Source organism: Corynebacterium sp. ACRQJ (assembly GCF_022346045.1).
GTDB classification, from domain to species: domain Bacteria; phylum Actinomycetota; class Actinomycetes; order Mycobacteriales; family Mycobacteriaceae; genus Corynebacterium; species Corynebacterium evansiae.
Map to the genome: position 1 here is coordinate 16411 of NZ_JAKRMT010000003.1, position 24995 is coordinate 41405.

At 61.7% G+C, this 24995-nt stretch carries 17 protein-coding genes; 1 reads left to right on the forward strand and 16 read right to left on the reverse strand.

Going from position 1 to position 24995, the window contains the following annotated elements; all coding sequences use genetic code 11:
* Window positions 1-124 precede the first annotated feature (124 nt).
* From MHX52_RS02725 to rplJ, 5 genes are all read right to left on the reverse strand, one after another.
* On the reverse strand, window positions 125-4096 hold the full coding sequence (locus MHX52_RS02725) for a DNA-directed RNA polymerase subunit beta' (protein ID WP_049048963.1): 3972 nt from the start codon (window positions 4094-4096) through the stop codon (window positions 125-127).
* Window positions 4097-4230: 134 nt separating this feature from the next.
* Window positions 4231-7743: a DNA-directed RNA polymerase subunit beta gene (locus tag MHX52_RS02730; RefSeq protein ID WP_239316442.1), complete on the reverse strand. Its 3513-nt coding sequence runs from the start codon at window positions 7741-7743 to the stop codon at window positions 4231-4233.
* 289 nt (window positions 7744-8032) lie between these two features.
* Entirely contained in the window at window positions 8033-9085 is a 1053-nt protein-coding gene (locus tag MHX52_RS02735) for a DUF3068 domain-containing protein (protein ID WP_239316444.1), read from the reverse strand.
* A gap of 195 nt (window positions 9086-9280) precedes the next feature.
* Window positions 9281-9667, reverse strand: a complete 387-nt coding sequence (rplL, locus tag MHX52_RS02740) for a 50S ribosomal protein L7/L12 (protein ID WP_005292020.1) — start codon at window positions 9665-9667, stop codon at window positions 9281-9283.
* Between the two features lie 94 nt (window positions 9668-9761).
* Window positions 9762-10277: a 50S ribosomal protein L10 gene (gene rplJ / locus MHX52_RS02745; protein ID WP_005292022.1), complete on the reverse strand. Its 516-nt coding sequence runs from the start codon at window positions 10275-10277 to the stop codon at window positions 9762-9764.
* Between the two features lie 465 nt (window positions 10278-10742).
* Between rplJ and MHX52_RS02750 the strand changes: the two genes are divergently transcribed.
* Window positions 10743-11663 carry a triacylglycerol lipase gene (locus tag MHX52_RS02750; RefSeq protein ID WP_035003010.1) on the forward strand — a complete coding sequence of 307 codons (921 nt, stop codon included), beginning with the start codon at window positions 10743-10745 and terminating at the stop codon, window positions 11661-11663.
* Here the strand turns inward: MHX52_RS02750 and MHX52_RS02755 are convergent.
* From MHX52_RS02755 to nusG, 11 genes are all read right to left on the reverse strand, one after another.
* The gene (locus tag MHX52_RS02755) at window positions 11660-14341 is read right to left on the reverse strand and encodes a choice-of-anchor M domain-containing protein (protein ID WP_070488762.1); all 2682 of its coding nucleotides are present in this window, start codon (window positions 14339-14341) and stop codon (window positions 11660-11662) included. The genes MHX52_RS02750 and MHX52_RS02755 overlap by 4 nt on opposite strands.
* Window positions 14334-15212 carry an anchored repeat-type ABC transporter permease subunit gene (locus MHX52_RS02760; RefSeq protein WP_070488765.1) on the reverse strand — a complete coding sequence of 293 codons (879 nt, stop codon included), beginning with the start codon at window positions 15210-15212 and terminating at the stop codon, window positions 14334-14336. Before MHX52_RS02760 ends, MHX52_RS02755 begins: the two co-directional genes overlap by 8 nt.
* Window positions 15209-15928 (reverse strand): anchored repeat-type ABC transporter ATP-binding subunit, encoded by a 720-nt coding sequence (locus MHX52_RS02765; RefSeq protein ID WP_070488768.1) that lies wholly within the window; start codon window positions 15926-15928, stop codon window positions 15209-15211. The genes MHX52_RS02760 and MHX52_RS02765 overlap by 4 nt, the downstream gene beginning before the upstream one ends.
* Window positions 15925-16980, reverse strand: coding sequence for a choice-of-anchor M domain-containing protein (locus tag MHX52_RS02770; protein ID WP_070488771.1), 1056 nt, complete (start codon window positions 16978-16980; stop codon window positions 15925-15927). Before MHX52_RS02770 ends, MHX52_RS02765 begins: the two co-directional genes overlap by 4 nt.
* An 86-nt stretch (window positions 16981-17066) precedes the next feature.
* Complete coding sequence (locus tag MHX52_RS02775; RefSeq protein ID WP_239316446.1) at window positions 17067-18572, reverse strand: anchored repeat ABC transporter, substrate-binding protein; 1506 nt, start codon at window positions 18570-18572, stop codon at window positions 17067-17069.
* Window positions 18573-18634: 62 nt separating this feature from the next.
* Window positions 18635-20404: a TIGR03773 family transporter-associated surface protein gene (locus MHX52_RS02780; RefSeq protein ID WP_239316448.1), complete on the reverse strand. Its 1770-nt coding sequence runs from the start codon at window positions 20402-20404 to the stop codon at window positions 18635-18637.
* A 140-nt stretch (window positions 20405-20544) separates the two neighbouring features.
* Window positions 20545-21429 (reverse strand): NgoMIV family type II restriction endonuclease, encoded by an 885-nt coding sequence (locus MHX52_RS02785; protein WP_011274187.1) that lies wholly within the window; start codon window positions 21427-21429, stop codon window positions 20545-20547.
* A complete protein-coding gene (locus MHX52_RS02790) occupies window positions 21426-22451 on the reverse strand; it encodes a DNA cytosine methyltransferase (RefSeq protein ID WP_011274188.1) in 1026 nt (341 codons plus the stop codon). Before MHX52_RS02790 ends, MHX52_RS02785 begins: the two co-directional genes overlap by 4 nt.
* A 200-nt stretch (window positions 22452-22651) precedes the next feature.
* Window positions 22652-23362 (reverse strand): 50S ribosomal protein L1, encoded by a 711-nt coding sequence (gene rplA / locus MHX52_RS02795; RefSeq protein ID WP_005292043.1) that lies wholly within the window; start codon window positions 23360-23362, stop codon window positions 22652-22654.
* A gap of 85 nt (window positions 23363-23447) precedes the next feature.
* Window positions 23448-23888 (reverse strand): 50S ribosomal protein L11, encoded by a 441-nt coding sequence (rplK, locus tag MHX52_RS02800; protein ID WP_034986238.1) that lies wholly within the window; start codon window positions 23886-23888, stop codon window positions 23448-23450.
* A 155-nt stretch (window positions 23889-24043) separates the two neighbouring features.
* A complete protein-coding gene (nusG, locus tag MHX52_RS02805; RefSeq protein ID WP_239316450.1) occupies window positions 24044-24994 on the reverse strand; it encodes a transcription termination/antitermination protein NusG in 951 nt (316 codons plus the stop codon).
* Between the last annotated feature and the right edge of the window lies 1 nt (window position 24995).

Sequence of the window (24995 nt, forward strand, 5' to 3'; positions counted from 1 at the left end):
CGCAAAAGCGGGCGCCGCCCGCAGTACGAGGTCTTTAAGCAAAAGACCTCTAGTACAAGGGGAAGCGCCCGCTAAAGGCTGCTGGCCGCCCGCCAGTTGCGGGCAACCATGCAGCAGATCCGAACTACATCAGATCAATGTCGTCCAGCGGCACGGCAGCGCCGGTGAACTCGCCGTAAGTGTCGTCGGCGTAGAAGCCATCACCGAAGGAGGACGGCAGGGAGTAAGCCGCTGCGCGGGCCTCCTCCGTCGGCTCCACGCTGATGTTGCGGTAGCGGGAAATACCCGTACCGGCCGGGATCAGCTTACCGATGATCACGTTCTCCTTCAGGCCGATCAGCTTGTCAGAACGCTTGTTGATAGCAGCGTCCGTGAGCACGCGAGTGGTCTCCTGGAACGAGGCGGCGGACAGCCAGGACTCGGTGGCCAGGGAGGCCTTCGTGATACCCATGATCTCGGCGCGAACCTCTACCGGACGGCCGCCGGTCTTGACGGCCTCCTTGGAAGCAGCCACTGCGTCTGCGTGGTCCACCAGGGAGCCCGGCAGGAACTCGGTCGAGCCGGAGTCGATGACGGTCACGCGGCGCAGCATCTGGCGCACGATGATCTCGATGTGCTTGTCGTGGATGGCCACACCCTGATCGCGGTAGACCTTCTGGACCTCGTTGATCAGGTGCTGCTGCACGCCACGGCGGCCCATCACGCGCAGAACCTCGTGCGGGTCGGCAGCGCCCTTCAGCAGCTGCTGGCCCATCTTCACGTGGTCGCCGTCGCGGATCGGGCGCTCCACGCCACCGGTGCCCAGCGTTGCCAGGCCCTGGCGCTTGGAGAGCTTCTCGTAGACCACATCGTCGGAGCCGTCGTCCGGCTCGATGGTCAGGGTGAAGAAGTTGTCGTCGTCCTCGATGCGGACCTTGCCGTCCACCGACGCAATCGGGGACTTCGCCTTCGGCACGCGGGCCTCGAACAGCTCCTGAACACGCGGCAGACCACCGGTAATGTCGCCACCGACACCACCCAGGTGGAACGTACGCATCGTCAGCTGGGTACCCGGCTCACCAATGGACTGGGCGGCGACGATACCAACGGCCTCGCCGATCTCCACCTTCTTGCCGGTCGCCATGGAACGGCCGTAGCAGGTGGAGCACACGCCGGTGTTGGTAGCACAGGTCATCACGGAGCGGACCTTTACTTCCTCCACGCCGGCCTCGAGGAGAGCCTGCAGCTCGCCCTCGCCAACGACATTGCCCTCGGCGACGATAACGGTGCCGTCGGAGGCGGTGGCGTCACTAGCCAGGTAACGACCCAGAACAGACGTTTCGACGAAGTCCGCCGCGGTGTAGTTACCGGTCGGCTTGCCCTCGGCGTCCAGAACCGGAACGGCCACCGGCATGACAGCGCCCTGCTTGGTGCCACAGTCGTCCTCGCGCACGATGACGTCCTGCGCCACGTCCACCAGACGACGGGTCAGGTAACCCGAGTCGGCGGTACGCAGTGCCGTATCGGCCAGACCCTTACGGGAACCGTGGGAGTTGTTGAAGTACTCGAGCACGGACAGGCCCTCGCGGAAGGAGGTCTTGATCGGGCGGGTGATGTACTCACCGCGCGAGTTCGTAACCATGCCCTTCATGCCGGCCAGGGTCCAGATCTGACGCATGTTACCGGCAGCACCCGACTTCACGATCATCGGAATCGGGTTGTCATCCGGGTACAGGTCCTCGACGGACTGACCAACGTAGTCGGTGGCTTCCTTCCACAGGTCAACCAGGGACTGGTAACGCTCGGCCTCGTTGATCTTGCCGCGTGCCATCTTCTTCTCGATAACGCGGGCCTTGGCCTCGTAGTTATCCAGGACTTCCTGCTTGTTCGGCAGAACCAGCACGTCGTGCATGGTGATGGTCACACCGGAGCGGGTTGCCCAGTAGAAGCCGGCATCCTTCAGCTTGTCCACCGTCTGCGCCACGGTGATCATCGGGTACTTCGCCGCGAGATCGTTAATGACGGAAGCCTGTGGCTTCTTCGCCATGACGCCCTCTACGTATGGGTAGTTCCACGGCAGCAGCTCGTTGAACAGCACGCGACCCAGGGTGGTCTCCGCCAGCCAGGTCTGGCCTCGCTGCCAACCATCCGGGAACAGTTCGGCCTCGATCTCCGCGGTCGGGCGCAGGTGGCTGATACGCACGTGGATCGGAGCCTGCAGGCCCAGCACGCCACGGTCGTAAGCCATGATCGCCTCGGCCAGGGAAGAGTACACGCCCTGCGCCGGACCCTCCTCGGTGGCCGGTGCGTAGGCACCCTGGCCGCCGAACTCCTCCGGCTTCTTCAGCAGGGTCAGGTAGTACAGGCCGGTCACCATGTCCAGACGCGGCATAGCCAGCGGCTTACCGGATGCCGGGGACAGAATGTTGTTGGAAGCCAGCATCAGGATGCGGGCCTCGGCCTGCGCCTCTGCGGACAGCGGCAGGTGAACAGCCATCTGGTCACCGTCGAAGTCCGCGTTGAAGGCCTCACAGGCCAGCGGGTGCAGCTGGATGGCCTTACCCTCGACCAGGATCGGCTCGAAGGCCTGAATACCCAGGCGGTGCAGGGTGGGTGCACGGTTCAGCATCACCGGGTGCTCGGCGATGGCCTCTTCCAGCACGTCCCACACCTCGGGGCGCTGGCGCTCCACCATGCGCTTGGCGGACTTGATGTTCTGCGCGTAGGACTTCTCCACCAGGCGCTTCATCACGAACGGCTTGAACAGCTCCAGGGCCATCAGCTTCGGCAGACCACACTGGTGCAGCTTCAGCTGCGGACCAACGATAATCACGGAACGGCCGGAGTAGTCCACACGCTTACCCAGCAGGTTCTGGCGGAAGCGGCCCTGCTTGCCCTTCAGCAGGTCAGACAGGGACTTCAGCGGACGGTTGCCCGGGCCGGTAACCGGACGGCCGCGACGACCGTTGTCGAACAGTGCGTCGACGGACTCCTGCAGCATGCGCTTCTCGTTGTTCACGATGATCTCGGGCGCGCCGAGGTCCAGCATGCGCTTCAGGCGGTTGTTGCGGTTGATTACGCGGCGGTACAGGTCGTTCAGGTCGGAGGTCGCAAAGCGGCCACCGTCCAGCTGCACCATCGGGCGCAGCTCCGGCGGGATAACCGGGATGCAGTCCAGAACCATGCCTGCCGGGTCGTTGCCGGAACGCAGGAACGCGGCGACGACCTTCAGGCGCTTCAGAGCGCGCAGCTTCTTCTGACCCTTGCCGTCACGGATGACCTCGCGCAGGGACTCGGCCTCGGCCTCGAGGTCGAAGCTACGGATCAGGGTCTGGATAGCCTCTGCGCCCATGCCGCCGGTGAAGTAATCCTCGTAACGGTCGACCAGCTCGTTGTAGATGTTCTCATCCACGATCATCTGCTTCGGAGCCAGCTTGACGAAGGTGTTCCAGATCTCGTCCAGGCGGTCGATCTCACGCTCGGCGCGCTCGCGGATGTGGCGCATCTCGCGATCGGCTGCGTTCTGGACCTTCTTCTTGGCGTCACTCTTGGCGCCGGCTGCCTCCAGCTCCGCCAGGTCGTCCTCGAGAGTCTTGGCACGGTCAGCCAGCTCCGCGTCGCGCTCCTGCTCGACTTCCTTCTTCTCCAGCAGCATCTCTGCCTCGAGGGTGGACTGGTCGTTGTGGCGACCCTCCTCGTCCACAGAGGTGATGATGTTGGCAGCGAAGTAAATGATCTTTTCCAGATCCTTCGGAGCCAGATCCAGCAGGTAGCCCAGGCGAGAGGGCACGCCCTTGAAGTACCAGATGTGGGTGACGGGCGCGGCCAGCTCGATGTGGCCCATGCGCTCACGGCGAACCTTGGACTTGGTCACCTCAACGCCACAGCGCTCACAGATGATGCCCTTGTAGCGCACGCGCTTGTACTTGCCACAGCCACACTCCCAGTCGCGGGTGGGGCCGAAAATGCGCTCGCAGAACAGGCCGTCCTTCTCCGGCTTCAGGGTGCGGTAGTTAATGGTTTCAGGCTTCTTGACCTCGCCACGGGACCAGCGACGAATGTCGTCCGCAGTCGCTAGGCCGATGCGAAGCTCATCGAAAAAGTTGACGTCCAGCACGTGGACTTCCTTTCCCCTCCTCTTTCCGGAGGGCTTTGGGTAGTTACGGCGCCTGAAGCTGTGTTGTTTGTCGGGCTCAGGCGCCGAAAATACGGCGAATGTACGAAAGTCAGATGTTTAGGGTCGTCAACGCCCTAGCTGACGTCCATGTCAGCATCCGGACGCTCGTCACGGGACAGGTTGATGCCCAGAGCCGCGTTAGCGTTCTCCAGTTCATCGTCATCGTCGGAGGACAGCTCCATCGGGGTGCCGTCGGCGGCCAGAACCTCAACGTTCAGGCACAGCGACTGCAGCTCCTTCAGAAGGACCTTGAAGGACTCCGGGATACCAGGATCCGGAATGTTCTCGCCCTTCACGATCGCCTCGTACACCTTCACACGACCAACCACGTCGTCGGACTTGATGGTCAGGAGCTCCTGCAGGGTGTAGGCGGCACCGTATGCCTGCATTGCCCACACCTCCATCTCACCGAAGCGCTGGCCACCGAACTGTGCCTTACCACCCAGCGGCTGCTGGGTAATCATGGAGTAAGGACCAGTGGAACGAGCGTGGATCTTCTCGTCGACCAGGTGGTGCAGCTTCAGCATGTACATGTAGCCCACTGCAACCGGGTACGGGAAGGGCTCGCCGGAGCGGCCGTCGATCAGGTTGGACTTACCGAAGTCGTCGACCTGGCGCTCGCCGTCGCGGTTCGGCAGCGAGGAACGCAGCAGGCCGGACAGCTCCGCGTTGGAAGCACCGTCGAACACTGGGGTGGCGGTCAGGGAGTCCGCCGGAATCTCGTACAGCTCCTCCGGCAGGGTCTCCAGCATCTTCTGGATCTTCGGATCCTCAGAGTCGGTATCGACCTTCCAACCGGACTTAGCCAGCCAGCCCAGGTGCACCTCGAGGACCTGACCAATGTTCATACGGCGCGGCACGCCGTGGGTGTTCAGGATGATGTCGATCGGAGTACCGTCCGGCAGGAACGGCATGTCCTCCTGCGGCAGGATCTTACCGACGACACCCTTGTTGCCGTGGCGGCCGGCGAGCTTATCGCCGTCCTGGATCTTGCGCTTCTGGGCAACGTAGACGCGAACCATCTCGTTCACACCTGCGGCCAGGTCGTCGTCATCCTCACGGGAGAACACGCGAACGCCGATGACCTTACCGGTCTCGCCGTGGGGCACCTTCATGGAGGTATCGCGGACCTCGCGGGCCTTCTCGCCAAAGATGGCGCGGAGTAGGCGCTCTTCCGGAGTCAGCTCGGTTTCACCCTTCGGGGTGACCTTACCGACCAGGATGTCGCCGTCGCGGACGTCCGCGCCGATACGGACGATACCGCGTTCGTCCAGGTCAGCCAGGACATCCTCGCCCACGTTAGGAATGTCGCGGGTGATCTCCTCCGGACCCAGCTTGGTGTCGCGGGCGTCAATCTCGTACTCCTCGATGTGGATCGAGGTCAGAACGTCCTCCTCAACCATGCGCTGGTTCAGGATGATGGCGTCCTCGTAGTTGTGGCCTTCCCACGGCATGAAGGCAACCAGCAGGTTCTTGCCCAGCGCCATCTCGCCGTGGTCGGTTCCCGGGCCGTCGGCCAGAACCTGGCCGGCCTCAACGCGGTCGCCCTCGTCCACCAGCGGAGTCTGGTTGTAGCAGGTGCCCTGGTTGGTGCGCTCGAACTTGCGCAGCATGAAGGTATCGCGCACACCCTCGTCATCCATGACGGTGATGTAGTCGGCGGAGACGTACTCGACCACGCCTGCCTTCGGCGCGATGATCATGTCGCCGGCGTCATAAGCAGCGCGCAGCTCCATACCGGTGCCCACGAAAGGAGCCTCGGAGCGCAGCAGCGGCACAGCCTGACGCTGCATGTTGGCACCCATCAGTGCACGGTTAGCATCGTCGTGCTCAAGGAACGGAATCATAGCGGTTGCCACGGAAACCATCTGTCGCGGCGACACGTCCATGTAGTCCACCTCGGTGTACGGGACGACCTCCACGTCGCCGCCGCGCAGGCGAACCTCAATGCGCTCCTCGGTGAACCGGTGATTCTCGTCGAACGGGGTGTTCGCCTGAGCAATCACGTGGCGGTCCTCTTCGTCCGCAGTGAAGTAGTAAACCTCGTCGGTGATCTGCCCGTCCACAACCTTGCGGTACGGGGTCTCGATGAAGCCGAACGGGTTCACGCGAGCGTAGGAGGACAGGGAACCGATCAGACCGATGTTCGGGCCCTCAGGAGTCTCGATCGGGCACATGCGGCCGTAGTGAGACGGGTGAACGTCGCGAACCTCCAGGCCAGCGCGCTCACGGGACAGGCCGCCCGGACCCAGCGCAGACAGGCGGCGCTTGTGGGTCAGGCCGGACAGGGAGTTGTTCTGGTCCAGGAACTGGGACAGCTGGGAGGTGCCGAAGAACTCGCGGATAGCCGCAGAGACCGGGCGAACGTTGATCAGGGAGGTCGGGGTGATGGACTCCGCATCCTGGGTGGTCATGCGCTCACGCACAACGCGCTCCATGCGGGACAGACCCACGCGCACCTGGTTCTGGATCAGCTCGCCGACGGTACGCAGACGACGGTTGCCGAAGTGGTCGATGTCGTCGGTATCGATCGGGATCTCGGTGCCGTCCGGGGAGGTCATGGACTTCTCACCGGCGTGCAGGCGCACCAGGTACTCGATGGTGGTCAGGATGTCCTCTTCCGTGAGGGTCATCACGCCATCGGTGTCGCCACCCAGGCCCAGCTTGCGGTTGACCTTGTAGCGGCCGACCTTAGCCAGGTCGTAGCGCTTCGCCTTGAAGAAGGAGTTCTCCAGCAGAGCCTGCGCGGAGTCGCGCGTCGGGGACTCACCCGGGCGCTGCTTGCGGTAGATCTCCAGCAGGGCCTCGTCGGTGTTGTCCACGCCGTCCTTTTCGAGGGTGGACATCATCAGCTCGGAGAAACCGAAGCGATCGGTGATCTCCTGCGTGGTCAGGCCCAGGGCCTTCAGCAGCACGGTGACCGGCTGGCGACGCTTGCGGTCGATGCGCACGCCGACGGTGTCGCGCTTGTCCACGTCAAACTCGAGCCATGCACCGCGGGAAGGAATCACCTTCACGGAGTGCAGGGGACGCTCGGTGGAGGCGTCGATGGAGGCGTCGAAGTACACGCCCGGGGAACGGACGAGCTGGGAGACAACGACACGCTCCGTGCCGTTGATGATGAACGTGCCCTTGTCGGTCATCATCGGGAAGTCACCGATGAAGACCGTCTGGGACTTGATCTCACCAGACATGGAGTTGGTGAATTCCGCGGTCACGTACAGCGGTGCCGCGTAGTTGATGTCCTTATCCTTCGCCTCGTCGATGGTGGACTTCACGTCATCGAAGCGGGGCTCGGACAGGGTGAGGGACATGTTCTCGGAGTAGTCCTCGATCGGAGAAAGCTCCTCGAGAATCTCCTCGAGTCCGCTCATGATGCGGACGTCCTCCCCTGCCTCTGCTTGGGCGCGGGCACGCCACTCAGGCGTGCCAACGAGCCAAGCGAAGGACTCTCGTTGGAGGTCAAGAAGGCCTGGAACCTCAATCGGAGCGTCGATCTTCGCAAAGCTGTGTCGCTGCGGAGCTCCGGGAATTCCGGCCACTGAGCTGGTCTGGCGGGAGACTGCCAAGATGGGTCCTTCCAGCACAACATCGGTCGGGCGCTACGTGGTGGAGCTGTAGTGCGCGGCCGTGATTGTGTGTGTACGGTCTCGTGATGGTCGATTTAGTTGGATTTTCCCTGCCAAACTATCCCCACGCAGAAACGACTAAACGACCTTGTCAAATGGCCTTTTTGGCTCGTTTGGCAAAGTCTGCTTCATGCGTAATGTCTTCACATCACTTCTGCGTAGCTTTGTAGTCGTTTCGTTGTAGCCGATAGCTCAACAAATCAAATCCAGCGCAACGAACTATCCTATAGCATCGCTGCACGAATGTCTAGGCTTCCTCCACCTGACTCTCAGGCTCCCCCGCCCGACGCTCAGCCCTACGCTCGGCCCTGCGCTTGGCACGTCGCCACAGGACCAACACCACGGATGCTGCTGCCACAATAACACCCGCGACAATCAATGCAACCCCCCATTTATCGGTGTGGCGCTGCCCGCTGACCTCCATGGCCTGATCCAGCATGGACTGCGTCACCCGCTGCGGGGTCTTGCCGTGGAACTGCAGCAGGTTCTGTACGTCCTTGCCGGAGTCGTCGCGGTACGTGTCCTTCACGTTCTCCTCCACACTCACCAGCAGGCCGGACTTCGGCTCTACCGTCAGCTCGCGCCAGCCTTCGTGGAACAGCTGAGCGCGCTGCGGCTTGCCATCCTCCCCTTCAACGGTGATGGTGTTGCGCACTCCCGCATACTCCTTGGCCACGGAGGTTGCCGGGATCTCCTGACGGAAGACGTACAGCTCGTGCTCGCGCCCGTCAGCGGTGGTGACATTGCGGGTGCCGGTGAACTCCGCAGGCAGCGCGCGACGTAGCGTCATATCGAAATAGTCGTAAGAGCGCTGCTCAGTACCCTGCGGGAACTTGGCCCAGTAACCGGCGATCTCGCCGTCGGTAGCCGGGGTGGCGGGCGTGTCCGAGACCTTCGCATTACCCTTCGCCTCGCCCGTACGGCGATCCACGGTAAAGCTCCAGACCTGCGCGTCCAGCAGCGATTCCAGGTCGTCCTCCACGTCCGTGCGGGCGGTGGTCACACCGACGCGCGCACTGGCTTCCTCATCGCTGGCGGGCTCCTCGAGCGTGATCTTGAACTGGCGGTTGACCGGCGCCGTCACGTCCTCTTTACCGTCCAGCCCTTGGTAGTTCGGGCCGATGACCGCCGCGGGGTCGTTCAGGGTAAGCGTTGTCGCGGCCAGGTCTAGAGGCACGGCCTTGTCGTTCGATACAACCTTTGGGAGCATGACGCCCACAGTGATCAGCGCTACGCCAATCAGCGCACCGAGCGCACCCAGGATGTAGAGGCCTTTGCCGGAGCCCTTTTTATTCGTCACTTCTCTGCCACCATCTGCGATTAGATCAGTTTTAGCTACCCGTGCGCCCGGAGAACTGGGCACACGATTCGATATTCGTCACTTAAGCGTAGCAAGACAACAAAAAACCGCCGGAAATCACGAAATGTGATTCCCAGCGGCTTTGATTTGCCTGCACATTCGGCACTAGACCGAAGCGCGGGAAGTAAGGCGAGCTTACTTGAGGGAGACCTTTGCGCCAGCCTCTTCCAGCTTGGTCTTAGCAGCCTCAGCGTCGTCCTTGGAAGCACCCTCCAGCAGAGCCTTCGGAGCACCCTCAACCAGCTCCTTGGCCTCCTTCAGGCCCAGGCCGGAGACGATCTCGCGGACAACCTTAATAACGCCGATCTTCTTAGCGCCTGCGTCCTCCAGAACGACGTCGAACTCGTCCTTCTCCTCAGCAGCAGCGCCACCCTCAGCGCCCGGAGCGGCTGCAACAGCAGCAACCGGAGCAGCAGCGGTGACGTCGAAGACCTCTTCGAATTCCTTAACGAACTCAGACAGTTCGATGAGGGTCATTTCCTTGAAAGCCTCGATGAGCTCGTCCTTGGTGAGCTTAGCCATGATGGCATCCTTTCGTAGTTGCGCCGGTGGGCCGAAAAGTGTTGGCGACCCGGCCGGCAGAATGTTTTATGTCTTATGTATGAGCGAAGGGAACCTACTGTTCCTTCTTCTCCTGCAGTGCAGCGGCCAGGCGTGCAACCTGGGATGCTGGTGCGTTGAACAGGCCTGCGGCCTTTGCCAAGGAACCCTGCATGGCACCGGCCAGCTTGGCCAGCGTGGTTTCGCGATTGTCCAGCTCGGCGATTGCCTCAACCTGAGCTGCATCAATCGTGGCACCGTCCATGTAGCCACCCTTGATCACGAAGTTCTTGTGATCCTTGCCGAAGTCCTTCATGGCCTTCGCAGCGTCCACGGCCTCGCCGTTGACGAATGCGATTGCGGTAGGACCGGTCAGCAGGGACTCATCAAGCTCAATGCCGGCTTCGCGTGCAGCCAGCTTGATCATGGTGTTCTTGGCGACGGAGTAGGTAACGTCCGAACCCAGTGCGCGACGCAGCTCGGTGGTCTCAGCCACGGACAGGCCACGGTACTCGGTCAACAGAGTGGACTGTGCCTGCTCGAAGCGTGCCTTGAGCTCTTCCAGCGAAGCGGTGTTCTTCGGATTAGCCATACTCTCGCCTCCTTCCTGATGTTTACGGTGTACGTTTTTGCAGTACGTCCACCGACGATCATTGTTGAAGGGCAACACTGTACATAAACGACAAAGCGCCTCGCGTTTCCGGCGTTTTACGCAAGAAGCACAAGGCGCATTCGTAGGATCCCCGGCTTTCTAGGGCTGGAATCCGATCCGAACGTCTAATCGTGTTACCTGCGTGGGCCGTCATCTATGACGATGATCCTTCAATCTCCTGCCCACTCTCCCCTGTTAAGGTTCGCGCGGACGGTGATGACCGACGGTCTTCGGTGAAAACTTGACGTTGCTGATCTCGTTGTTGATCTAGTCAAACTTCCTCGAAGGAGGTTACACCCCTGCCTCCCCTTCCTCCAAATCGCTGTTTTTTTCTGACGCCACCCTGCGCGAGAAATTATTTCGTTTCCAAAACTGGGGCTGCGGATTTGATTAGCCTTGGGGTTCATGGACGCATTCATCCCGAAGTTCCTATCCAGCCTGCGACGCGACAATCCACTGCCGGAGGGCGTCAATAAGTTCGACACACCGCTAGAAGGCAAGACACCGACGGTGCTGATCCACGGTACGTGGCTCAACGCATATAACACGTGGGACTACGTGGCCAAGCACCTCATTGCGGCAGGTCACCCGGTGTTCGCCGTGAACTACGGCAAGGATCGCTCCGCCTTCACGGGCAAGGCCCCGGGCGTGTACGCCAACAACTTCCTGCGCACCTCCCAGAAGGAGGTTGCGGCCTTCATCGACGAGGTGATCGAGCGCACGGGCGCGAAGAAGGTGAACCTGGTCGGCCACTCGCAGGGCGTGGCGCAGGCGCGGCTGTACCTTTCCGATTCCGGCGGCGCCGACCGGGCGGATGTGGCGCGCAACAAGGTGGATCGCCTGGTGGGCGTGGGCCCTGCGCACCACGGCACCACCCTGTCCGGCATCTCGACCCTGGGCGACAAAATCGACCCGAATAACAAGCTCGCGGGGTTCCTGGAGAAGTTCCTGGGTGGCGCAGCGATCGACCAGCGCTTCGGCAGCGAGTTTGGTGAGCACCTGAATCGCGATGGGGATACCACCCCGGGCGTGGACTACACGATGATCACCGCGAAGTACGACGGTATTGCCACTCCTCGTTTGAAGCAGGTGATGGTCGCCGGGGAGGGCGCGCGGGTGCGAAACCTGAGCGTGCAGGACAACAACCCGCTGGATCTTTCCGGCCACCTGGCGATGCTGTACTCGCCGCGTGTGGTCGATCTGATTCTGGAGGCCCTGGAACCGGGAGAAGACGGCCCGGCTACTTACCGCGCCGCCCATCCGCTGAAGCGCGGAGTGGTGCTTCCTATGATGGGCGAGTTCCGGCTGCCGGGGCGGCGAGCTTAGCGAGACTCCTCACCGTCCCAAACCTCTTCGTCTGCGATGCCCTCTGCATAGGCTTGCTCAGCACGGTCGCGACTGATTTCCCGGTAGGCCTGCAGCAGTTGCAGGGTATGGGCACGCTGCATGTTGCGGGCCGCAACAAAGAAGAGCAAGGCTCCGCCGAGTAGCCCCATCAGGCCGAGCCCCAGTAGGAAGCCGGTCGTCCAGCCACCGCCGGTAAGGGAATCTATAAAGGACTCTACGGCGGTTTTCTCGGTGTCTACGTTCTGCGCATCATTCGTGTTTGCAGCCCCGTCTGCATTCTGCTGCCCTTGGGCGGCGTTGATGCGATGGATGCCACCGGCACCGCCTGCTTCGCCTTCCACAGCCTCGGCCTCGGCTTCTATTTCGCCACCGTCTGCGACCGCAGCACCAGCAGAAGCTCCGTCCGCGGTGTCAGCAGAACCTGCATCCGCGGCGCCAGCAGAAGCGCCACCATTTGCTAACGCAGCGCCGCCGGCAGACCCAGATGAACTGTCGGAGCTACTCGAGCCGGCAGAACCACTGGAACCAGCCCCCGTGGATTCGGCTCCACTAGCCGTGCCGTGGTTATCCGATGCGGCGCTGGTACCGGAGGGTGCTGCACCAGAACTCTTGCCGGCAGAGTTGTTGCTAGCGGCGCCGGCCGCCGTGGAATCTCCGGTGCCGGCACCACCAGCCGCCCCGGTGGAAGGATTCTGCTGTGCCTTGCGGTTTCCGCGCAGCGCCTCGATGCCACCGACGATCTCGTCCATGTACTTGCCGAGCTTCGCGTTTTCGCTGTCTAGGTGCTTCTGAAACTCCTGGAGTTCCTCCAGGCCAGACTTCCCACTGCCCGTATCGTCCCCGCACGAATCCTTGATGACGAAGAAGGTCTCTAGCTCCTTATCGAACTTCTTGCCGTCCACAGCAGTGCCCTGGTAGCGGAAGACTACGCGGTACGCGCCCGGCTTGGTGAAGAGGAACTGCTGATGGTCGTGCGCCCCAACCGCATAGCTGACCTTGTGCTCACGGTGCTCGGAATCCAGACGCAGGCTGACACTACCCAACCCATTGTCCGACAGAGTCACCATGCGACCGGGACCTTCAAAGTCCTTGATGGTCACGTCCACGCCCTGCTTAGCCGAGTTCAGGTGCTCGGTGGAAAAGCCCAGCCACGGGACGTTCGGGTTCTCCCGCTGTGCCTGCGGAAGTGCGTATGCGGTCTCCCCCAGTTCCTCCTGGTAATCCTGCGGGACTCCAACCTTGGCCTTCGGGCTGTTGACTAGGAAAATGAAGCTGCCGGACTCGCGCTCCTGCACATTCGCGGGATCGGATCCGTCCTTCAGGAAGGTGTGCGGATCCGCGTCAGATTCGTCCGAGGTTCCCACGCCCATGTCCATGTGGCCCTTAGGAATCACGGCGCGCTCTGTCCCCTGCCCTTCACCGAAGGCATCGTTGACCTCGCTACGGACCTCGTCGTCGGAGATTTCCTCAGGGGCTTCGCACGTCGGCGCTGGCTTGTCGGTGCCATCGCTCGGATCTTCCTCGTCACCCGGCGTCTCGTTTTCGCCTGGCGTTTCATTCTCGCCTGGCTGCTCGGGGTCTTCGGGCTGCTCAGGGTCTCCAGGTTGCTCGGGTTGCTCGGGTTGCTCGGGCTCTTCAGGTTGATCTTGATCACCAGGATTGCCCGGCTCCAGCGGCGCGATCGGACTCTTGATCTCGTTCAACCCAGTGGTCGTGCCCTCCGGCAGCCCCACCTGCTTATCGCTGCCGACCAGCCAGTTGATGGTGCGCGCTGCGGACTTGACGGTAGAGCCGTCCTTCTTCTTGACGTCCCACTGCATCGTCAGCTGATACAGCCCCGGCTTAGAGAAGGTCCAACCGAAGTGTCCGTGCCCGCCGACCTCGTAGTCGTAGTCCTTCAAACCGCCCTTGGTGGACAGCACGCGCTCCGGGGTAGGCGTACCGGAGTTGTGGAAGAAAACCTCCATGTCGCCGGGGCCGGAGAACTTCTTCATATGGAAATGGAGATTTGGCTCGGCGAAATCCTTTGGCACCTCGATCTCGTGTGCCGGGTCAAAAGCACCCAGGCCCGCCCAGATCGGACGCCATTGGTTAGTGAAGTCCGCGTTCTGCGGGGCATGCCACAGCACCGTGCCGGGCTTGCCTAGGAAGGACAGCGCCTTCTTGTTCGGCACCTTGATGCGGGAGGCTTCCTTGCCATCAATCGCGTCGGGCGCCAGTCGCAGACAGACGTCATCGGCGGGCACGGGCTGCTGCCCATCGACGACCATCACGTCGGGCTTGCCCTTGTTATAGGTGCCGTACACCGCATCCACGTGCGCGTTGTACAGCAGTTTTCTGCCCGCACACACGTGAGCTTTCCCGGTTGCCCGATCCTTAACGTCCTTGCCGACGGTCGGTCCGTCGCTGGTCGTTCCAGGCTTATGCCCTGTCGGTGTTGCTTGCGCTCGCTGCAACACCTCGGCGGTGCGGTGGTCACTGGTAAGTGGTGACGCCGCATTCCAGGCGCCGGCCACCACCGTTAGCACCAGCACACCCAATACCGCCAGGGTGGACTTGGCAGCCCACATCATCCGATCGGCCCTATTCTGACTGCGCTTAAGCTCAGCTAGCTGCTGCTCGGCCAGCTGCTGGAAAAGTTCATGCTTTTTATGCATCAGTAGCTACCACCTGTGAGGGGTTGTTGGATTGTCGGGCGGCGCGAATGGGCGTCGCCACAAAGAAAGAAAGAAGGAAAACAACGGTGAGAACCAGGACGATCGTGGCGCCCGTAGGCACATCGATCGCCCAAGACACGTACACGCCGAGGAAGGAACCGACCATGCCGATCACGGCGCTCAGCGCCATCATTACGACCAGTCGGTCGGTCCAGAGTCGCGCTGCCGCGGCCGGAGTGATCAGCAGCGCGAGCACTAGAATGTTGCCGACGGTGCGGACAGACATCACCACGGCAGCGGTGACGGCGAGGTAGAGGATCACGTCGATCAGCAGCACGCGGATGCCCATGGCGGCGGCGGTTTCGCGGTCGACGGAGACCGCCACGATCTCCTTGTGCAGCGCCGCCACGGCCAGGATCACGACCGCGCCGACGACAGCGCTGAAGATGATGTCGGAATTGGATACGCCCGTGATCGAGCCGAAAAGGAAGCTATTTAGGCTGGCCGTATAGCCCTGCACCTTCGAGATCACCACCAGGCCCAGGGCGAAGGCGGCGGCGAAGAAAATGCCGATGATCGTGTCTTCCTTCACACGCCTACGCTGCGAGAATAGGGCGATCAGAAGGGCCACCACGGCGCCGGCCAACGCCCCACCGGCGATCACGGAGAACTGCAAGGCGAAGGCAATGGCCAGGCCCGGGAACACGGCATGCGCCACCGCATCGCCGATGAACGCCATGCCTCGCAATACCACGTGGGTGCCGATCACACCGCATACCAGGGCGGAGAGAACAGCCACCAGCAGTGCCTTCGGCAGGAAGGCCAGGGCGGGGTTCGTCAGGTCGGCGAGGAACTGGGAAAAGGAAATCACGATACCAACCCCACTCCCCGCAACAGCGGCGAATCCGGGCGAACGTCGAAAGTCTCCATCCACGGTTCGGGGTTCTGCAGCTGGTCCGGGGCGCCGTCGGCGACCACGCGACCGTTCAGCAGCACCACACGATCGCAGACGTGCACCGCCTGCGCCAGATCGTGGGTCACCATCAGGATGCTCATGCCATCGGCTGCCAGGGACTGCAGGATCTCCACCAGCGACTCGATGCTGGGGAAATCCATGCCCGTGAAGGGCTCGTCCAGCAACAGCAGCGTGGGCTCCACAGCTAGGGCGCGCGCCACCAGCACGCGCTGGCGCTGCCCACCGGAGAGCTGACCGATGGGACGGTCCGCCAAGTGCTGAAGGTTCACGCGCTTTAACGCATGCGCAGTGGCCGCAAAGTCTGCCCGGCGCGACCGACGGAACGGACCAATCAGCCCCGCGCGACCGTTCCGCACGGTGTGGCGAACGTCGATGGGATAGTCCCACGCGAACTCGTGGCGCTGGGGAACATAGCCCACGCTCGCGGCCTTGACACTTCCCTTGGTCCGCGGGATGAGCCCCAAGATGCTGCGCATCAGGGTGGTCTTGCCTGCTCCGTTGGGGCCGAGTAGCCCTATTAGCTCACCGGGGTGCGCCTCGAGGTTCACATCGGTCAGGATCTGGCGCCCGGACAGCCGGACACTCAGATCCGCGATCTGCAGTGCGGTCACTTCAGCTGACCCCACAGTTCATCCTCGATCCGCTTGCGCTCCTTGGCGCCCTTGCGCAGGGAGAGGAAACCGAAAGCCAGCAGTGCGACGACAACCACGCCAATTCCGCCCAGGATCCACGGCAGGGCGGAGTTGCCGCCCTCGGAGCCTTCGCCGGAGCTGTTGGCATTCGCATCTGCGGCGTTGGCGGAATTGTTGGGGTTGGAACTGTTGGCGTCACCAGAAGAACCGGCAGCACCTGCCTTCGGCAGCTCACCCTCCCAGCTGGAGTTCTGCGCCTCGGAAGGGTCCACCCCCACGGCAAAGTTCAGCACCTTCGTGGTGGTCTTCTCGGAACCGTCCTTCAACTTCACCCGCACACCCATGGCCACTCGGTGCACTCCTGGCTCAGTGAATACCCAGTTGGCGTGGGTGTGCGTGTTCAGATCCACCCACAGGTCCTGCGGGGTGGGCTGCGCGGAGTTCCACAGCTCCTGGGGCTGTTCAAAGCCGCCGGCCTGCAAGAACATGCTCATCTGGCCGGGTCCCTGGTGGCCTAGGTACTCCATGGTTACACCACGGTTGGCTTGGGCGATCAGCGCCGGGGACTGAGTGTTCCATCCCAGCCACGGCACGCCCTGCACCTCGGTCTGCGGCAGTACCCACACCTCCTGGCCGGGCTGCGCGCCGGTGAACTCGTAGCCACCGTCGGCGGGCAGTTGCTGCTTGGCCTTGTCGGAGACGTCGAAGACCACGTCGTCCAGCACGCGCCAGATGGGCTTTTCTTCCGCGTCGTCGCGCAGCTGCACGTCTAGCTCGCCGCCGTCCAGACGCATGCCGAGGTCCGCGTGGCCGCGGGTAAACACGTGCGAGGTTCCCGCGGGAGCGTGCTGCTCTTTGTCCGTCACGGTCTGCTGTAGCGCCGGGTCTTGTGCCTGGCCTTGTGCTGGCTCCTGTGCCTGCGCCACTGCGACCGGCGGGGCCACCGGCACTCCCGCCACTACTACTCCCCCGGCCAGCAGTGCGGCGGCCGCGGGAGCTAGACAGGACTTCCTGATCCGTGTGTTTCGCATGTTCTGTTTGATCCTTTACTTTTGTTCTTCTGTTGTTCTGTTCTTCTCTTGTTCCTGAAAACGTCGTTCCCCTGCGCGCCAGTGGTCTATGCGCCACTCAGGCAGTTCGCCATCGATTCCGCATTGGTTCGCATCAGATCCACATACGTCGGCGCCGTGTCGTCGAGGGTGTCGCTGCGTATCTGGCACACACTCACGCCCAGCCGGTCGGCGATCTGTTGTAACTCGCGCGTACGCCCCGCCATCGTCGGCTCGATGAAGACCGCCGGGACCTGCAGGTTTTCCAGGGTGCGGGTCAGGCTGACGAGGTCCCGTGTGCTCGGCTCGATCTCTGGGTTCGGGGTGACGAAACCGGCGACATCCAGGCCGTAGGCGTCAGCAAAATAGGCGTAGCCGTCATGAGCCGTCACCAAGTGCCGGCGAGCCTCGGGAATAGTGCCGACCTGGCGCTTGATCTCCCGGTCAAGGCGGTCGAGCTCGTCCAGGTAGGTTCGCGCGTTCTGCTGGTAATCAGCGGCGTGCTCGGGATCTACGGCGATGAGCTTGTCGCGGATGACCTTCACATACGCCATCGCGTTCTTCGCGTTGTGCCACAGGTGCGGATCGAGCTCGCCGTGGACGTGCTTGCCTAGCACTGCTTGGGGCAAAAGGTAGGTCTCGTCGCCCGCCGAGCCGAGGAAGCGGAAGTTCGGGTCGCCCGGGATCGGCTGCAGCGTCTGGTTAGGCACGCTGACCACGGCATTCTTGGGGTCGAAGGTGCCACCGTCGCCGACGAGGTTGATGCTGTTGTCGTCGGCGTTTACCGCAATGTCGTAGTGCCCACTGTCTATCTTTTTGGACGCCCCGTCTTCCGTACCCACAGTGAAGCGCACAGTCTGGTCCGCGATGTGCTCTGGAGGTTTTCCCTCGTCCGGCACCAGGGATGCGCTCAAGTGCAGGGAGTACGTGCCGGGCTTGGAAAAGGACCAGCTCATGTGGGTGTGTGCGTCGACCGGCAGCGTAGCCGTATCACCCTCGTACCCGCGGGAGGCATCGAAGCCATCGCGGGAGTTGAAGAAGATCTCCGGCTGGCCGAAGGTGCCGGTAATGTATGCCGCCGCATCACCTGGCCCTTCCACGTCAGTCACGCTGAGGTGGACTTCGGAGTGCGCGGAGCCGCCGTGCCGGGCGCCGATCCCCTGGGCGCGCAGGCCCAACCAGACGGTATCGAGCGCCATGTTCTCCACCAACGGGATGACGGTGGCGCCTTGGTTGGCGGCCACATCGGCCAGGGCCACGACCTCCGTGCCGGGCAGCACTCCGTTATCCATGGTGCGCAGCACCGACTGCTGCTCCAGCAGAAGCCCGTTGTTGAACGCGATGTCCGCGTTTGCGAGGTTGCGCACATCCCGCAAAGTGAGCTCGTAGGTGTGCGGGTCTGCTGTGTTGGGGATCAGGGCGGTCACGCGGGCGGCATCGCCCGCGACATGGCGGGCGAGGTCGGCAATGATGGGCGTGGAGGCTACGACATCCGTGATGCCGTCATCCCTGCTGGGCAAGCTCGCGCCGCCAGCTGCAGCACAGCTGGCTAAGCCCGCAGAGAGCAGCACCATACTGACATTCGCGCACAGGGACTTGGCAAGCCCCCGCCGCGATGAAGCTACGTGCCCCATCCCTAAGACTTTGCGCCCGGGGACCGAGGGGGCGTCATCGAACGAAGAGACGCCACCGAATCGGCGGACAGAGAGTTCGTGCGCAGCATGTAGACCACGCCTGCGCCGAGCGCGATCAGACCCGCGCCCGCAATGGCCAGAGCCAGCATCGCAGAGGTCGATCCGGTATCAGCGAGAGAGCCGTCGGCGCCGGATGCAGCGCCGGCATCCCCACCGGCCGCGCTTCCGCCCGCACCTGCTGCGCCGGAACCGTCAGCTGCACCGGAGGCACAGTCGCCGTCAGTGGTGACACTCGCACCGAAATCGAAGTGGCCACTGTTAGCGTTGCCGCTGCCACCGACGGTGAACGTCAGCGTGGCGGGCGCGCTGATCTTCTTGCCCTGCTTGGTGGTGGCGATCTGGGTGATGCCAACCTTGTACGTGCCGGGCTTAGAGAACACCCAGTTCGGGTGCACGTGCGAGTTGCGCGGCACCACGTGAGCGCCGGATGCATTCCCGCCGCTGGCCTTGAACCATTCCTTGCCCACAACCTGGCCCAGGTTGCCTTGTTCGAAGACGTACATGCTGCCCGGTCCGCTGAAGGACGTCAGCTTGAAGGTGACATCCCCCTGAGTATTTGCCAGCAGGTCAGGGTGCATGGTGTTTACGCCCACCCACGGCACTCCGTTGGACTGGGTCGCACCAATCATCCAGGCGGTGCCGACTCCAACAGGGCCCAATGCCTGCGGAAGGTTGGTCTTCGCCGCGGAGCCGAGGCCGAAGTTCAGCGCGCTGGGGCTGGTCCACTTCGGTGGCTGCTGGCGGTCGTCCTTAATTTGCGGGCGGAGGGCAGGTTCGCCCTTCTTGCAGGTGGCCGAGCCTTGTGTTCCCGCGGAGCCGGTGGAACTGGCAGTACTGCTGGAAGAGCTGGACTTTCCTGCCGGGCTCGACTTACCCGTGGCGCCAGCCTTGCCCGCAGAACCGGCCTTGTTCCCAGTGCCGGCGCCAGCGGAACCACCGCCAGTAGCGCCGCCGCTGGCGTTACCACCGCTGTTCGAGTTGTCCGATGCCCCGGCGCCAGTGTCTGTGTCCTCGCCTCCGCACGGGGTGGCCCCCTCGGCGGGTTCGTCGGCGTTGGAATCCTGGTCGGACTTACCGACGACCCAGGTGTAGGTCTTCACTTCTGATTCAGCACCGTCAGCGGTGGCCTGCACCTGCATGGAGTAGCGGCCGGGGCGCTCGAAGCCCCAGTTGGCGTGGACGTGGCTGGGGTTAGCCTGGTTGATGCTGTTGCCGGACTTGACTTCTACCCCGTCGGAGAGCAACGGGGTGGCGCCGCCGTTGAAGGCCTGGCTCCACATGAACACTCGGCCCGGACCGCACACGCGATTGAAGTTGATCTTTACGCCCTGGTAGTGCGGTGCGACGCCCTGAGTGTCCCAGCCCGGCCAAATCAGGTCCTGCTCTTGAGTCTGAGGCAGGAAGTAGGTCGGCACACCGACCTCCGCCACATCTTTGGTGCGAGGTTCGTAGGCGTGCGCCCCAACTTCCAAGGTGACGTTGTTCGGATCGTGGGCCACGTGGGAACCGGTGGCATCCTCGGTCAGATCCAGTTTGAGGTTGCCTTTTCCTGAGGAGGTGACGTGGAAGGCGTCAATATGCCCTTGATTCAGGGTGACAGAATCGGCCTTTGCCTCAGGTAGGGTTTGCGAGCTGAGGTTGCCGATTCCGAGGAAGGCTGCGAAGCCTACGAGGAGGGCGGCTGAGAGAGCCGCGAGGGGTGATGTGCGCACCAGATTAAGTCCTTTAAAACACAATGAGTCTAGTTTTCATTAAGGACTATAGTGAAGTGGCAACCATTTTCAAACAATGGGTGTGGTAGCCCCTTCCCCACTACCCCACCCCTAAAAAGAAGAGGTAAGCACTCGAATGGTTAGACAGACATATCCAATGGAAGATCAGAGATGTCCCGAAGACGGTCTCCTGCAATTAGCGTATGCAACAGCTCGCAAGTGTCGTCATTACCAACAGCTTCCACTGCTTTCTTGAGCTCTGGTAGCGCGAAGTGGTAGGTCATATCAATATCCCCAGTACCTAAAGCCAGGCTGGCGATTCTTGTCACCAACGGCTCCCCCGTCACCGCAACAATATGCGGAGCACGCGCCTTCCTGTGCTCAATCAGGTTCAGAGCTTCCGCACGGGTGTTCTGCGCTCGATCGCTCCGCATCGTCCACTTGCACGACACAACAGCATGGACAATCTTGGCAGGATTCTCCCGATTACTTGCCCTCACAGGAGAACCCAAACCAGAATTACCGTCTACCAGAAACTCTCCCTCATTAAACTCGTCATCTGTCACGGGCTCACGCAGAACCAAGATGTCAGGAGAGATCGAATAGCTATTTCCGAGGGCAGCCCCCAATTCCGGATACCTGCGCACCAATTCGGCTAGATCTGCCAAGTGAGAGTACGGCTCACAGAGGAACAGATGTTCGCGCCGTCGAGAGCTTCCAACATTCTGAACCTCCCATGTTCCCGGACGCACCGACTGCATGTGCGTAAAAGTCTTCTTGATAAACTTAGCCACCGCACGTTCGAAGTCTGCACCCATAGACTGTCCCGCCTTCTTACGGGCAACGCTCGCACCTAGCTGATCAGCTAGATGAAGCGCAGTTTCTCGAGACGCATTACTACTACTGTCCGCATTTGAAGCAATCCTCCCTTTTGCTGCGTCAGCAATGGTCAAAACGCCTTCATCAATTAACTCTCGATGCAGCTCTTTACGAGCCCGAGTTATTAGCGATTCAGAGTGACTCACAGCCCTGCTCCCTCCAAGAGACTCATTTCTGGAACCACCGGCTCCGCCGGAACCATTCCGCTCAACGGATCCTGCCGCAAAGCCGCCACAATGCGATCACCAATCGCATGTGCCACTGGCGGCGGAAAGGCATTGCCTACTTGCTTCCACGCTGCGGTCTTGCCACCTTCCCATTTCCACTCAGAAGGGAATCCTTGAATCACAGCGCCCATACGTACAGTTAGCCGTGGCATTTCCGCACCATGCCCAACCGGGAAATCCGGCCCTGGCGCCTCATGCGCAATGCTTGTACCCCTCACACCGAGCCTCTTCCACCCTTCACGGGCGCGTGATGGACCCACATCTGGACCACCATGTTTCTTCGAGCCACCAACGAGCGTCGGTCCAATATCGTTTGCCCGCTTTGCCCATGCATCGGCACCCGGCCACCCATTCTCAGCCATAAGCGAATGAAGCGCCTCACCAACGGTTACTCGCGTGTCTAGAGGTTCAGGCCAGGCAAAGTAGTCCGCATATGGTTCCCTCAAAGCAACCAGAACGAAGCGAGGCCGCAGTTGGGGGACTCCAAAATCTGCTGCGGTAACAACCTCCCAGAAGGTGCGGTAACCCAGCTCTTCCAGCTCAGCGACCAGCTCATTTCTATATCGCGCAAATCTAGGCTGCGCTAACCCGCGGACATTCTCCAGCATGAGCGCCTTTGGACGCGACTGCGCGGTCAGCTCGAGCGCCCTCGGGAACAAATCTCTCTCGTCATCTTGCCCAAGCTGTTTACCAGCAATCGAGAAGGGCGGACATGGAACTCCCCCTGCCAGCAGATCGAGGTCATCCGCAAAAGGGGAAATGTCGAAATCTAGTACATCACCATGAACAATATTCCAAGCTGGCCGGTTCGCACGAAGAGTACTGACAGCATGACCATCGAGCTCGACTACCGCACGGTGAATAAAACCGGCAGCCTCCAACCCGAGCGCCTGGCCTCCAGCCCCAGCGCAGATCTCAACCGAAGTAAGCGGTGTTTGCATGGCTTGAACATACCACGCCCCGATGACACAACTAGAATCCTCAAAACCGGCTGTTTCTATAGTTGACCTGCGAAAACGGAAGAAACTCAACATCTTCTGGCGTCAAAAATAGAACATATACTCTATTAAGTAAAAAACACCCTCGCCGCCCGAAGGCAACGAGGGTGCGGAAAACCTAGAAGGAACCTAGGAAACGAGACTTAAGCCTCTTCGGTGAAGTCCTTCACGATGGTGTTGTCCACCGGAACGCCGGGGCCGTTGGTGGATGACATGGTGACCTTCTTGAAGTAGCGGCCCTTGGAGGAGGAAGGCTTCAGACGCAGCAGCTCGTCGATCAGAGCGCCGTAGTTCTCAGCCAGCTGCTTCTCGGTGAAGGAAGCCTTGCCCAGGATGGCGTGCAGGTTAGCAGCCTTGTCCACGCGGAAGGAGATCTTACCGCCCTTGATCTCGGCGACAGCCTTAGCAACGTCAGTGGTGACGGTGCCGGTCTTCGGGTTCGGCATCAGGCCACGGGGGCCCAGGACGCGAGCCACACGACCAACCTTGGCCATCTGATCCGGGGTAGCGATCGCAGCGTCGAAGTCGGTCCAGCCGCCCTGGATCTTCTCGATCAGCTCGGCGGTGCCAACGACGTCAGCGCCAGCCTCTTCAGCGGCGGTAGCGTTCGGGCCCTCGGCGAAGACGACAACGCGAACTTCCTTACCCGTGCCGTTCGGCAGGGAAACGGTGCCGCGGACCAGCTGGTCGGCCTTGCGCGGGTCAACGCCCAGGCGGATAGCAACGTCGACGGTAGCGTCGAAGTTCTTGGAGGAGGTCTCCTTGACAGCCTTAGCGGCTGCCAGCGGGGTGTACAGGCGGCCAGCGTCGATCTTCTCCGCTGCCGCGCGGTATGCCTTAGAGGTCTTGCTCATAGTGAATCCAATCTTTAGTTTCGTTGGAGTTGTGGTGCAGGCCAAGCAAGCAGCCTTACCACGGTTTGTGAATCCGGTTAGGGAATTACTTCTGCGGAGCGTCCTTGACGGTGATGCCCATGGAGCGAGCAGTACCGGCGATGATGGCAGCGCCAGCCTCAACGTCGTTAGCGTTCAGGTCTTCCTTCTTGGTGGTTGCAATCTCCTTGCACTGATCCCAAGTAACGGAGCCGACCTTGTCGGTGTGCGGAACGCCGGAGCCCTTCTGAATGCCCGCGGCCTTCAGCAGCAGCTTCGCTGCCGGCGGGGTCTTCAGCTTGAAGTCGAAGGAGCGGTCTTCGTAGACGGTGATCTCAACCGGAACGATGTTGCCGCGCTGAGCCTCGGTAGCAGCGTTGTACGCCTTGGTGAACTCAACAATGTTCACGCCGTGCGCACCCAGAGCCGGGCCAACCGGCGGTGCCGGAGTAGCCTGACCAGCCTGGATCTGCAGCTTAATAAGGCCAGTAACCTTCTTCTTAGCCATCTTAAAACCTACTTTCTGTTATCAACACGATCCCGTAGCACAGGTAAGCACGGGATAATCGCATCGACCGGATGCCGGGATTTCACCAGCCACCGGAAATGGAAAAACTTGCGTGTCGCGCCGTGAACATAAGCCCACGGACAACCTGCATAACTCTAGTTCAGCTTCTCTACCTGATCAAATTCCAGCTCAACCGGGGTCTCACGGCCGAAGATGGAGACCATGGCCTTCAGGCGGTTGTTCTCGGTATCGATCTCGCTGATGGTTGCAGAGACGGAAGCGAACGGGCCGGACAGGATGGTGACGGACTCGCCCTCCTCGTAATCCACAACAACCTGCTCGCTGGCCGGCTTCGGCGGGGTGGCCACACCCGTTGCGGATACGTCCACACCGGTTGCTGCCTCTTCGCCATCCTCGGATTCCTGCGGCTTCGCAGTCTCCGGCGGCAGCAGGAACTTCGCAACCTCGCGGATCTTCACCGGGGTGGGCTTGCCCTCGTTGCCGACGAAGCTGGTCACGCCAGGGGTATCGCGGACAACGGACCAGGAGGCGTCATCCAGAGACATACGCACCAGCACGTAGCCCGGCAGCAGCTTGCGCTTCACCAGCTTGCGCTTGCCGTCGCGTAGCTCCACAACTTCCTCGATAGGCACGACAACCTCGTGGATCTGCTCGTCCACGCCCAGGGTCTGGGCGCGCATCTCCAGGTTGGTCTTCACCTTGTTCTCGTAGCCGGAGTAGCACTGGATGATGTACCACTCGCCCGGCAGCTTCTTCAGCGCACGCATGAACTGGCGCAGGCGAGCCTTGTAGGCGGCCATCGCAGCGTCTTCTGCGGACTGCTCGGCCTCGCCTTCTGTCCCCTCGCCACCCTCGGCTGCTGCGGAAGCCTCGGAGGCCTCAGCGCCGTCGGCGCTTGCCGTTTCTTCGGCCCCTTCGGTGGTTGGTGCTGCGGCGTCCTCATTAGTGACGCCCTCAGCCTCAGCACCCGCAGCGTCCTGGTGTGCCTCAGCAACAGCCTGCTGTACGTCTTCTTGAGCGGCTGCAGCCAGGCTCTCTGCGCTGACGGCCTCGCCGTTCTGGTTGTTCTGGTTCTCTTCGGTCATG